Origin of the sequence: Ewingella allii (assembly GCF_044430645.1) — a bacterium.
Lineage (GTDB): Bacteria > Pseudomonadota > Gammaproteobacteria > Enterobacterales > Enterobacteriaceae > Ewingella > Ewingella allii.
Genome location: NZ_JAWUDN010000008.1, coordinates 103,514 through 116,418, shown reverse-complemented (window position 1 = coordinate 116,418; position 12,905 = coordinate 103,514). Strand labels below are relative to the sequence as shown.

General features: G+C 56.1%; 8 protein-coding genes. 6 read left to right on the top strand and 2 right to left on the bottom strand.

Going from position 1 to position 12,905, the window contains the following annotated elements:
* The first annotated feature begins 80 nt into the window (after window positions 1–80).
* The 4 genes from SBO83_RS16925 to sstT all read left to right on the top strand — a co-directional run bounded on the left by SBO83_RS16925 (window position 81) and on the right by sstT (window position 4,535).
* The gene (locus SBO83_RS16925) at window positions 81–1,085 is read left to right on the top strand and encodes a Gfo/Idh/MocA family oxidoreductase (protein ID WP_396132321.1); all 1,005 of its coding nucleotides are present in this window, start codon (window positions 81–83) and stop codon (window positions 1,083–1,085) included.
* A 23-nt stretch (window positions 1,086–1,108) separates the two neighbouring features.
* A complete protein-coding gene (locus SBO83_RS16920; protein ID WP_396132320.1) occupies window positions 1,109–1,855 on the top strand; it encodes a glutamine amidotransferase in 747 nt (248 codons plus the stop codon).
* A gap of 370 nt (window positions 1,856–2,225) precedes the next feature.
* Complete coding sequence (locus tag SBO83_RS16915) at window positions 2,226–3,197, top strand: TerC family protein (protein ID WP_034795384.1); 972 nt, start codon at window positions 2,226–2,228, stop codon at window positions 3,195–3,197.
* A 126-nt stretch (window positions 3,198–3,323) separates the two neighbouring features.
* Window positions 3,324–4,535, top strand: coding sequence for a serine/threonine transporter SstT (sstT, locus tag SBO83_RS16910; RefSeq protein ID WP_396132319.1), 1,212 nt, complete (start codon window positions 3,324–3,326; stop codon window positions 4,533–4,535).
* A 132-nt stretch (window positions 4,536–4,667) separates the two neighbouring features.
* On the opposite strand, the gene SBO83_RS16905 is transcribed toward sstT, so the two are convergent.
* Both SBO83_RS16905 and mgtA read right to left on the bottom strand, forming a co-directional pair.
* A complete protein-coding gene (locus tag SBO83_RS16905) occupies window positions 4,668–7,061 on the bottom strand; it encodes a family 20 glycosylhydrolase (protein ID WP_396132318.1) in 2,394 nt (797 codons plus the stop codon).
* 131 nt (window positions 7,062–7,192) lie between these two features.
* The gene (gene mgtA, locus SBO83_RS16900; RefSeq protein ID WP_396132317.1) at window positions 7,193–9,907 is read right to left on the bottom strand and encodes a magnesium-translocating P-type ATPase; all 2,715 of its coding nucleotides are present in this window, start codon (window positions 9,905–9,907) and stop codon (window positions 7,193–7,195) included.
* 437 nt (window positions 9,908–10,344) lie between these two features.
* On the opposite strand from mgtA, the gene treR reads away from it, so the two are divergent.
* Both treR and treB read left to right on the top strand, forming a co-directional pair.
* Entirely contained in the window at window positions 10,345–11,295 is a 951-nt protein-coding gene (treR, locus tag SBO83_RS16895) for a trehalose operon repressor TreR (protein ID WP_353500708.1), read from the top strand.
* Window positions 11,296–11,480: 185 nt separating this feature from the next.
* Entirely contained in the window at window positions 11,481–12,899 is a 1,419-nt protein-coding gene (gene treB / locus SBO83_RS16890) for a PTS trehalose transporter subunit IIBC (protein WP_353500707.1), read from the top strand.
* Window positions 12,900–12,905: the final 6 nt, after the last annotated feature.

The window sequence follows — 12,905 nt, the reverse complement described above, 5'->3', positions numbered from 1 at the left end:
TACCTACCCAAAATCATTCGGATTGCATCAAGGCAAATAACGCCGAGGCGGCTCGAAGGATGGCGGGTACTGGAGCAACCATGATTCGTTTTGCAGTAATTGGAACTAACTGGATCACCCAGCGCTTCATCGATGCCGCTCATGAGAGTGGCAAAATGAAGCTCACCGCGATCTATTCCCGCACGCTTGAGGGTGCCAAAGCCTTTGGTCACGATTATCCGGTGGAGCACTATTTCGACTCGCTCGACGCCCTCGCCGCCTCGGACCACATTGACGCGGTGTATATCGCCAGCCCGAACTCCATGCACTGCCAGCAATCCTTGCTGTTCCTGCGCCACAAAAAGCACGTGATTTGCGAAAAGCCGCTGTCGTCGAATCTGCAACAGGCCGAAGAGATGATTGCCTGCGCCACCGAGAATAACGTGGTGCTGTTCGAAGCCTTTAAAACCGCCTATCTGCCGAATTTCCTGCATATGAAAGGCGCGCTAAATCGCATTGGTAAGCTGCGCAAAGCTATTTTCAACTACTGCCAATATTCGTCGCGCTACCCGCGTTATCTGGCGGGCGAGAACCCAAACACCTTCAATCCGGCCTTCTCCAATGGGTCAATTATGGACATTGGCTATTACTGTCTGGCGAGCACGGTTTCCCTGTTTGGCGAACCCCTTTCAGTTCAAGCCTCTGCCACTCTGCTGGAAAGCGGCGTCGATGGTCAGGGCACCGTCGTGCTGCAATATGCCGATGGTTTCGACGTGGTGATCAACCATTCGAAAATCGCCGATTCCCATCTCGCCAGTGAGATCCAAGGGGAGGAAGGCACTTTGCAGATGGAGAAAATCTCCGAATGCCAGACACTTAGCCTGACGCCCCGCGGCAGCCAAAAGTTAGATCTCACCCAACCACAGCACATCAACACCATGCTGTATGAGGCTGAAACTTTTGCGCTGCTGGTCGATAACCAGTTCGTAGGCCATCCGGGGCTGGAAGTTTCACGTATTACCGCCAAGCTGCTCACCGAAATCCGCCGCCAGACCGGCGTGGTTTTCCCGGCAGACAAGAAAGCAGATAACCCGGCAGATAAATAGACGACATGTGAGTGGGAGTTGAGATGAGCGCAGCCAATCTGAAGCCATTACTGATATTACAAACCGGCCACGCACCAGGGCCGATTCAGGACGTCCACGGCAATTTCCCGCAGATGTTCCTGCGTCAGGGGGACATCAATCCCCAGCAGCTGCAAATTGTCGATCTGCAGGCGGGCGAACGCCCCCTGCCGCCGGAAAACTACTGCGGCGCCATCATCACCGGCTCGCGCAGCATGGTGACTGAGCATCTGGACTGGAGCGAAGCCGCCGCCGACTGGGTGCGTCTGGCGATGCTGCAAGAGCTGCCGCTGTTTGGCGCTTGCTACGGGCATCAGCTGATGGCCTATGCATTGGGCGGCGAAGTGGATTATCTGGCGCAAGGTATTGAAGTCGGTACTTTGGACATCGAACTCACGCCGAGCGGCCATCTCGACCCGCTGTTGTCGCACCTGCCCGCTCGCTTCGCGGCAAACCTTATACATCTGCAAGCCGTGATCACCCCACCCGCCTGCGCCACGGTGCTGGCGCGCTCCTCCGTCGACCCACACCAGATCCTGCGCTACGGCCCGAATGCCATCAGCACGCAGTTCCACCCTGAATTCTCAGGTTATGTGATGAAAACCTATCTGGAATGGCTTGACGCGCAGGCGTTTAATGACAACGTCAACTATGCTGAGAAATTACAGCAACTCAGTGATACGCCGCTGGCTCAGGGGCTGTTGCTGTCGTTTGTTGCGGCGCTCGGCAAGCGTAATGCACTGGCAGGCTGAATATTTCATAATGTGTCAGAATGTTTGACTTTAGACACGGGTTGGATTACTTTCTGCCATGCAAAGGGGAGTAACTTCTTCGTCGGATAATCGTCATTACGGTGTCTGGACCCGCGCTGTCGCAGCGCACGTCTCAGCCACCCGGTTTCCGGGCAATCCAGCTATTTATTTCATTCAAAATATTCATCGAGTGAATAGCATCTATGTGAATTGATTCAAGTTGCGCGTTTTTCGCCGCAATTTGGCAGTGAAGCATATGGGTTGTAAGTGAGACCTTGCCGTCAGGCGAGGTTTGCTTATAGCTCAATAAGAGCGGCTAACGTCTTCTGACGTGGCCGTTTTTTTTTGATGTTTTTTCGAGGATAACAGAATGATGAATTCCGTAGGCAACCCGATGCTCTGGGGCAGTTTTGCCGTCGTCGTGGTTATCATGCTCGCCGTGGACCTGTTCTTACAGGGACGCAAAGGCGCGCAGGTGATGACCATGAAAAGTGCCGCGATGTGGTCGCTGGTGTGGATTGGCCTGTCGCTGCTGTTTAACTACGGCTTCTGGTGGTATCTGAACGGTGAATTTGGGCGCGAAGTGGCGGACAAGCAGGCGCTGATGTTCCTTACCGGCTATCTGCTGGAAAAAGCGCTGGCGGTGGATAACGTCTTCGTCTGGCTAATCCTGTTCAGCTACTTCTCTGTCCCAGCAAACCTTCAGCGCCGCGTGCTGGTCTACGGCGTGCTGGGCGCGATAGTCCTGCGCACCGGGATGATTTTCGCGGGCAGCTGGTTAGTCGGGCAGTTCAGCTGGATCCTCTACGTCTTCGGCGCATTCCTGCTGTTTACCGGCATCAAGATGGCGCTGGCGAAAGAGGATGATGGTGAGATTGGCGAGAAGCCGATGATTCGCTGGCTGCGCAGTAAAATGCGCATGACCGATGAGCTGCACGGCGAGAAGTTCTTCGTGCGTCGCAACGGCCTGCTGTTCGCTACGCCGCTGCTGCTGGTGTTGATTATGGTGGAACTCAGCGACGTGATTTTCGCGGTAGACAGTATCCCGGCTATCTTTGCCGTGACCACTGACCCGTTCATCGTGCTAACTTCTAACCTGTTTGCTATCCTCGGCCTGCGCGCCATGTACTTCTTGCTGGCAGGCGTGGCGGAACGTTTCTCGATGCTGAAATACGGTCTGGCGGTGATTCTGATTTTCATCGGTATCAAGATGCTGCTGCTCGACGTGTTCCATATTCCGGTTGGGGTATCACTGGGCGTGATCGCGACCATTTTGGTGACCACGCTGCTGATCAATACTTGGGTCAATCATCGAACTGACCGCGCAAAATTAGAAAAATAAGCGGGCATAGCTCGCAATATGAGAAGCCAAAACGGGCGCCTTAAAGTGCCCGTTATTTTTTAAGCTAAATTCTGCTAGGCCACCTCTCAGGATTGGGAAAGGTGCAACACTACAAGGAAAAACAACATGCAAACACAATCAACACCATCGCTGATTCAACGCATTCTGCACGCAAGTTTGGTTAAACAAATCCTCATCGGCCTATTGGCAGGTATTGCTCTGGCGTGGCTTGCGCCCGGTGCAGCGACCTCCGTCGGGCTGCTCGGCAGTTTGTTCGTCGGCGCATTAAAAGCCGTCGCGCCGCTGCTGGTCTTAGTACTGGTTACCGCCTCGATCATGAACCATCCGCTGGGCCGTAAAACCGTGCTTGGCCCTATTCTGTTCCTCTACCTTTTCGGGACTTTCTCGGCGGCGCTGATCGCCGTGGTGGTCAGCTTTATGTTCCCTTCGACGCTGGATCTTAAAATCGCCGATGTTGCCATCACCCCGCCGGGCGGTATTGTCGACGTGCTGAAAGGCTTGATCATGAGCGTCGTGTCGAACCCGTTCCGCGCACTGATTGATGCCAACTACATCGGCATTCTGGCTTGGGCCATTGGTTTGGGGCTGGCTATGCGCCACGCGGCTGACACCAGTAAGGCGATGATTAGCGACGTGTCTGAAGCCGTAACCAAAATCGTCCGCGTGGTGATTCGCTTCGCGCCGCTGGGGATTTTTGGCTTGGTGGCAGAAACCCTCGCCACCAGCGGCTTTGGCGCGCTGTATGACTATGCGCACCTGCTAGTAGTGTTGGTGGGCTGTATGCTGCTGGTCGCTCTGGTCTTCAACCCGCTGATTGTGTTCGCAAAAACCCGTCGTAATCCTTATCCGCTGGTCTTCGCCTGCCTACGCGAGAGCGGCGTCACCGCCTTCTTCACCCGCAGCTCGGCCGCCAACATTCCCGTGAACATGAACCTGTGCCGCAAAATGGGGTTGGATGAAGACACCTACTCCGTCTCTATTCCTCTTGGCGCAACCATCAACATGGCGGGTGCAGCCATCACCATCACCGTGCTGACACTGGCGGCGGTCACCACCCTGGGCATTGAAGTGGATATCCTCACCGCGCTGCTGCTCAGCGTGATGGCGGCGGTCTGCGCCTGCGGTGCCTCCGGCGTGGCCGGCGGCTCGCTGCTGCTGATCCCCATGGCCTGTAGCCTGTTTGGCATTCCCAATGACATCGCCATGCAGGTGGTCGCCGTCGGCTTTATCATCGGCATCATTCAGGACTCCGCAGAAACCGCGCTGAACTCCTCCACCGACGTTATCTTTACTGCGGCGGCATGCCAGAAGGTGTGATGCCGTAGCGGCACGACTTAATCCAAGCCGGAGATTTCCCCCTCCGGCTTTTTTCATTCCTCCGATCATTATTTCCGTTGCAACGGGGTTTATAAATCTGTCGCAATCATGGACTCCCAGCCGCACTTTCCCTTACTTCACACCTTGCAGCAGTCTTTCCAGCGGATAGACCGCCGCGATCACTAACTCATCCTGAATCTGCGCCGCGCCGTCCAGCTGGGCCTGCGCCTGCTGGCGCTCTTCTGCGGTGATACTCTGGCCTTTCTGGATTTTATCCAGCCATTGCAGCCCCAGCCCGGACAGCTTGCCAAGCTGCTCCGCCACCGGCTGTACCGGCTTCAGCACGTAGTTTTGCGCCAGGATCGGCTTAACCTGCGCAGTGTTGGCCTGCCATAGCGTCAACTGGTTGCGAATGGCGGCGGCGGCTTGCGCGTCTTTGCCGTCAGTCAGCAGGGCTTTAACCTGATTATCCAGCTCGCGCACCGCGTTGCTCTCCGCTGGCAACGCGTCCACCAGACGATTCAGCGGTTCAAACTGGGTGTAGTTTCCGGCCTTAAATTTCAGGTGCTGGCGAGTGTAATACTGCGCTGGCTCGAGGGCCGAGGAGAGGGTCAACAGCGGCGTGATGTCGCTGCTGTTGGCCAGACGGGTCATCAGGCGGGTGGTTTCGGCATGCTGCTGTAGCCCGACCGACACCGCCGACCAGGCATCCACTTTCGCCAAACGCTGGTACATGTTGTTGATATCTTTCACATCCTCGGCGGACCACAGGCGTTCGGCAACCACAAAGCCGCGCGGCCACAGCTTCAGATCGAGAATCTGCGAGGTGATATTTTCCTGCCACAGCGCGGCTTCTCCGCCGAGAATGTTTTTCATTGCTTTGGCGTCTGGCACCACTGGCGGCGTGCCCTGCGGCGTTTCGCCAAGCTGGCTGCCGGTAGCCGGATAGCGCGCGTTGCCAATCAGGAAATAGCCGTCGAACTTGCCGTCTTTCAGGGTGAGCACCGGGCGGGTGTCGCCCATCCACGTGTCTACCGTGAAACTGACTTTGCCGTCATTCTGCCAAACGATATCGCGCACCGCGCGGCGGGTTTTGCCTTTGAAATCAATGAATCCGCGCCAACCCTGCTTGCCTTCAATCAGCGTAAAGCTGCCGTCTACCGCGCTGCCTTTCAGGCGCGGCATGGAGAATGCCCAGCTCTGGGCTTTTTCACCCTCGGCGACGTTTTGCTCCACGCCAAGCGGCTGCGGCAGGATTTCATTGCGATAGTGGTAGGCCGAGCTTTGCGGCTGGTCGAGGTAGAAGCCGGTGGAAAGGATCCCCTGATACCCCTGCTGCGCGCTGGCCCCCAGCGAGTCCGGCCCCTGCCATGACTGGATCACAATGTCGTGCGGTAAGTCGGGGTGGAAAATCTCATCCCAGCCAACCATCTGGCGATGATGTTTATGCAAAATCTCCTGCAAACGCTTGTTGAACGCGGCCTGCAGCGCATGGCTGTCGGCAATATTATGCTTCTTCATGTAAGCCTGAATCGCCGTGGAATTCACCCACTGAGTGTCTTTCACTTCATCGCCGCCAATATGCAAATAGGGGTCGGGGAAGATGGCGGTCAGCTCACCGACGATAGTGTCGGCAAACTGGTAGACCTGCTCGTTAGACGGGTCGAGCGTCGGCTCATGCACGCCCCACTCGCGCTGCATCTGGTAAGGGCCGGGGGCGCTAATCAGCTCAGGATAGGCGACGGCAATTGCCGAGGCGTGGCCCGGCATGTCGATTTCCGGCACCACGCGAATACCTAGCGCAGTGGCGTAGGCCACCACGTCTTTCATTTCGGCCACGGTATAAAACTCGCCGTCGCTGGCTAACTGTTGCAACTTCGGATAGTGCTCGGAGGCGAAGCGCCAGCCCTGATCGTCAGTCAGATGCCAGTGCAAAACGTTCAGCTTGGCGGCGGCCATCCCGTCGAGCTGGCGCTTAATGGTGCTTATCGGCAGGAAGTGTCGCGCGGAGTCCAGCAGCACGCCGCGCCACGCAAAGCGCGGGTTATCGTGAATTTTCACCAGTGGCAGGTAGGTGTTTTCGCCGTCGTTTTGCAGCAATTGCAGCAGGGTTTCCATGCCGTGCAGCGCGCCAAATCGGCTGTTGGCGGTAATGGTCGCGCCCTGCGGCGTGACGTCAAGGTCATAGCTTTCGTCGCTGTCGGGCTTCGGCAGGGCGTCTACTTTATGTTTGATCACTACCTGAATTTTGCTCTGCTTGCCGTCAGTCGGCTGCGGCTGGAGCGTCCAGCCGGTCTGCTGCTCAATGCGCTCACGCCAACGCTGGGGAATAGCGCCGAGATTGTCCCCACTCACCGCCACCGACAGGCTGTTGTCCACCACCCATTTCCCCGCCTGCGGGGCCACTTCAACCTGCTGCGGCCATGGCATAAGGGGCAAATCCCCGGCGGGAGCGGCCAAGGACGAGGAGCTGACAGCAAGGAGTAACGACGAGGCAAATAAGGAACGACGGAATGGCAATGGCATTGGCAAGATCCCTTAGAGGTAAAGCAGACTGACATAGCCTGCTGAATCGTAAAGGATTAACTATAGCCTTTGTGTAATAAAAAGGCGGTGATTGAGTTAACAATCACCGCCTTAAGCTTAACAACGCGCGGTTACTGCCAGCCGTAGCGGCGAACAAACCAGCCTTTCACTGTTTGGGTCAGCACCATGTACCCCGCCAGAATCAGGATCAGCCACGGGAAGTAGCTCAGCGGCAGCGCCTGCAATTGCAGGAATCCGGCGGCTGGGGTGTAGATCAAGCCGATGCCGGTGATAATCACCATCAGGGTCATCACGCACAGCGGCCAAGAGGCGCGGCTCTGAATAAACGGCACTTTGCGGGTGCGGATCATATGCACTATCAGGGTCTGCGACAGCAAGCCTTCGATAAACCAGCCGGACTGGAACAGGGTCTGCATTTCCGGCGTGTTGGCCTTGAACACCCACCACATCAGGCTGAAGGTCAGAATGTCGAACACTGAACTGATCGGCCCGAAGAACACCATAAAGCGACCTATATCCCCGGCGTTCCAGTTCTGCGGTTTGGCGAGCTGCTCTTCATCCACGTTATCAAACGGGATAGCCACTTGGGACACATCGTAAATCAGGTTCTGAATTAACAGGTGCAGCGGCAACATTGGCAGGAACGGCAAGAAGGCGCTGGCGACCAGTACGCTGAAGACGTTACCGAAGTTGGAGCTGGCGGTCATCTTGATATATTTCAGCATGTTGGCGAAGGTTTTACGCCCTTCGGTCACGCCCTGCTCGAGCACCATCAGGCTCTTTTCCAGTAAGATGATGTCAGCCGCTTCTTTGGCGATATCCACCGCAGAGTCAACCGAAATGCCGATATCCGCCGCGCGCAGCGCCGGAGCATCATTGATGCCGTCGCCCATAAAGCCCACCACGTGGCCTTCGCCGCGCAGCACGCGCACGATGCGCTCTTTGTGCATTGGCGTCAGTTTGGCGAACACCGTGGTGCTCTCCGCCGCCGCCAGCAGCTGGGCGTCATCCATGCTTTCGATATCGCTGCCAATCAGGATCTCATCCACTTTCAGCCCGACGTCTTTACAGACTTTACGTGCCACCAGCGGGTTATCGCCGGTAAGAATTTTCACCGTCACGCCTTTGTTTTTTAAGGCTTTCAGCGCAGGCGCGGTGCTCTCTTTTGGTGGGTCAAGGAAGGCAATGTAACCGGCCAAAATCAGGCTGGATTCATCATTAATGCCGTAACCCTGAGTGCGCGATGGCATCACTTTGTGCGCCACGGCGACCACGCGCAGCCCTTGCTGGTTGAGGTCGTCGGTAATGCGGCGAATGCGCGCCAGCAGCACATCGGTCAGCGGCACAATCTCACCGTTGAGCTGCACTAAGGTACAAATCGACAGCATCTCTTCCAGCGCGCCTTTGCAAATCAGCCGATGGCTGTCGGCATGGTCGGACACCACCACCGACATGCGGCGACGGTCGAAGTCGAACGGGATCTCATCAACTTTCAATGAGTTGCGCGCATTGGCAATGTCACCGCGCTCCAGCACCGCCACGTCGAGCAGGTTTTTCAGGCCGGTCTGATAGTGGCTGTTGAGCCACGCCAAGTGCAGCACTTCATCACTGGTGACGCCGAGCACGTCGGTATGGCGCTCGAGGACGATTTTATCCTGCGTCAGGGTGCCGGTTTTGTCGGTACAAAGAATGTCCATGGCGCCAAAGTTCTGAATGGCGTCCAGACGTTTAACGATAACCTTCTGTTTTGAAAGCTTAACTGCCCCTTTCGCCAGCGTAGAAGTCACAATCATCGGCAGCATTTCTGGGGTCAGGCCCACGGCCACGGAGAGCGCAAACAGCGCTGCTTCCCACCAGTCGCCCTTGGTGTAGCCGTTGATCACCAGCACGATAGGGGTCATCACCATCATGAAGCGAATCAGCAGCCAGCTAACTTTGCTGATCCCGGCCTGAAAGGCGTTCGGCTGCGTCTCTTCCTGCGTCACGCGCTCGGCCAGCTGGCCAAACCACGTTTCGCCGCCGGTGGCAATCACAATGGCCATCGCCGTGCCGCTGACCACATTAGTGCCCATAAAGCACAGGGTATCCTGCTCCAGTGGGTCGGTATTGGCGGGCATGCGGCTGTTGGCCTGCTTCTCGACCGGCAGGGACTCCCCGGTCAGCGCGGCTTGGCTGATAAACAGATCTTTGGCCGACAGAATGCGCAGGTCGGCAGGGATCATATCCCCGGCGGAAAGCTTAATCAGGTCGCCCGGCACCAGCTGGCTGATGGGCACTTCGCAGGTTTCACTGCGGCCCGTTTCGGCATCGCTGCGCAGCACGGTGGCGGTGTTGCTGACCATGGCTTTCAACGCGTCCGCCGCGCGGTTAGAGCGCGCTTCCTGAATGAAGTGCATAAAGGTGGAGATCAGCACCATCGCGCCAATCACCAAGGCTGCCGTCAGGTCGTCAGTGGCGTAAGAGACCAGCCCCAGCACGGTGAGCAGCAGGTTGAACGGGTTGCGATAGCAGTGCCACAGGTGCTGCCACCAAGGGGTGGGCTGCTGGTCGTCAGTCTGGTTGAAGCCCACGCGCTCGCGAATAGCCTCGACCTCAGGGCCGGTCAGCCCTTCCGGATGACTGCCAAATTGCAGGTACAGCTGATCTTCCGTCGCCCGGGCGCACTTCAGGCTATGATTGGCCATGCTGGCAGGGATTTCCTGCGCTTTGCCGCCGTGCACATTTTGTTGCAATGCATCACCCAGCAGGGGATCACGGCGAACCAGACGGCGTGGTAAGTTACGGCTTAGTGCATTGAGCAGCCGTTGAGTCATAGTTTTGAACATCGTTCGACCCTTTGTTGCGCCCAGAACCTAAAATTTGGGCATGGCAAAAGCAAAACCCGTCCCACTGCAACACGCAGGCGTGGCTAGCCCGTGCAGGGGATTGGATAAATTAAAATTGGGGGGACGAACGAAAATCGATCGCCACCGCTTACCTGTACAGCACTTTTTCAAGCGTTAGTGTCACGGTAAGCAGTAGCTAAAAAGCGGGTGCTTACCGGATCACAACGGACCTACAGAATTGGGGTCGGGTCCCATTAGGTTTTTATCTCCGGTAAGGAACGTTTAGGAAAAGATACCCGTCCGGTATTACAATTTATCGGCTGAGCAAAACCATCAGCTCATCGGCAAATTGGCATACAGTGGTTATCAAACGCCCGCAGTTTACGCTGGTTAACTGCAACCAAACATAAACCTGATCAATCATTAGCGCTAAAATCATGCAAAATCGCCTGACCATTAATGACATTGCCCGCCTGAGCGGGGTCGGTAAATCTACCGTTTCACGCGTGCTAAACCATGAAGGCAACGTCAGCCCACGCACGCGCGAAAGGGTACTGGCGGTAATTGAGCAGCATAATTTCAGCCCGTCGAAGTCGGCGCGGGCGATGCGCGGGTTCAGCGATAAGATTGTGGCGATCATCGTGTCGCGCCTTGATTCTCCCTCTGAGAATCAGGCAGTGCGCGCCATGCTGCCGCTATTTTACGAGCAGGGTTACGACCCTATTGTGATGGAAAGCCAGTTCAGCGCCGAACGCGTGCAAGAGCATTTGCAGGTGCTGAAGCAGAGAAATATCGACGGCGTTGTGCTGTTTGGCTTCTCCGGGTTAGAAGCCGCGATGCTGCAAGGCTGGCAGGACAATCTGGTGATGATGGCGCGCGAAATGCCGCAGTTCTCCTCAGTCTGCTATGACGACGCGGGCGCGGTGCGGCTGCTGATGGACACCCTGCTGGAGAAAGGCCATCGGCAGATAAGCTTTATCGGCGTCTCGCCGCAAGATACCACCACCGGCCAGCTACGTTTTCAGGCTTACCAAAGCTACTGCGCGGAACACGGCCTGACGCCGCATATGGCGCTGGGCAAACTGAACTATGAAAGCGGCTTCGAGCTGATTTCTCAAGTCTTGCTCCCCGAAACAGACGCGGTGATTTGTGCCTCCGACACCATTGCGCTCGGTGCACAGAAATACCTGCAACAACAGAACGTTAGCGGCGTTCAGGTGTGCGGCATTGGTAACAACCCCCTGCTCCGCTTCCTCTTCCCTAATACCTTCTCGGTCGAGCTGGGTTATGGCAAGGGGGGCGAATCCGCTGCCCGCCAATTACTCACCCAACTCAGCCAAAAAACCGACTTAAGGCAAATTATTATTCCCGGCCAATTGGCCAGCTGAATACCTCACTTTGAGTCATGCAGAAAAATTGTGATCTACCGCTTAAAACCGGGAACGTTCCCAGACAAGTTCCCATAGGTTTGGCTATGCTAAAGGTCGAAATGTACCCTAACGACAATCACAATATCCCTAGCGTCCTTGGCTCCTCCTTAGCGTCAGGTACAAAGGGAACATAAGGTCAATCCATGAGCAAAGTAAATCAGCAAGCTGTTAATCGGCTAATAGAGCTGGTCGGCGGAAGCGAAAATATCGCCACGGTCACGCACTGTATTACCCGCCTGCGCTTCGTATTAAATAATCCAGAGAAAGCCGATCCGAAAGCCATTGAAGAACTGCCAATGGTCAAAGGGTGTTTCACCAATGCCGGACAGTTCCAGGTGGTTATTGGTCCTGAAGTTGACGATTACTACAAAGCCCTGATCGCCAGCAGCGGCAAAGATGACACCGGCAAAGAGGCCGCCAAAGTGGCTGCCCGCCAGAACATGAGCTGGGTGGAGCGCGGCATTTCGCACTTCGCTGAGATCTTCTTCCCACTGCTGCCTGCTCTTATCAGCGGCGGTTTGATTTTAGGTTTCCGCAACGTCATCGGTGATATCCCGATGAGCGGCGGCCAGACGCTGGCCCAGATGCACCCGATGTGGAAAACCATCTACGACTTCCTGTGGTTGCTGGGTGAAGCCATCTTCATGTTCCTGCCAGTGGCAGTGTGTTGGTCCACGGTGAAGAAAATGGGCGGCACCGAAATCCTCGGTATCGTGCTGGGTATCACGCTGGTTTCCCCGCAGCTGATGAACTCCTACAACCTCGGCCAGCAAATTCCTGAAGTGTGGAACTTCGGCTGGTTCACCATTGAGAAAGTGGGTTATCAGGCGCAGGTCATTCCTTCTATGCTAGCGGGTATGGCATTAGCCATTATCGAAAACGCCCTGAAGAAAATCGTGCCGAACTACCTTTATTTGGTCATCGTGCCAGTGGTGTCGCTGATCCTCGCGGTGTTCCTGGCCCACACCCTGATTGGTCCATTTGGCCGCATGATTGGTGATGGCGTGGCATGGGCGGTGAAAGCCGTGATGACCGGCAGCTTCGCGCCGATTGGCGCCGCCCTGTTTGGCTTCCTCTATGCACCTCTGGTTATCACTGGCGTGCACCAGACCACGTTGGCTATCGACATGCAGATGGTGCAGAGCACCGGCGGCACGCCAGTTTGGCCGCTGATTGCTATCTCCAACATCGCGCAGGCGGCGGCGGTAGTCGGCATCATTATTGCTTCTAAGAAACACAACGAGCGCGAAGTTTCAGTCCCGGCCGCCATCTCCGCCTTCCTCGGCGTAACCGAACCGGCGATGTACGGTATCAACCTGAAATACCGCTTCCCAATGCTCTGCGCGATGATTGGCTCCGCAGTGGCCTCCCTGATTTGTGGCCTGAGCGGCGTCACGGCTAACGGTATCGGCGTTGGCGGCCTGCCGGGCATTCTGTCCATTAAACCGCAGTTCTGGGGCGTATTCGCACTGGCAATGCTGGTCGCTACTGTCATTCCAATCATTCTGACGGTACTGGTTTACAAGCGTAAAGCGCGTAAAGGCGAGCTGGCGATTGTTTAGTAAAAG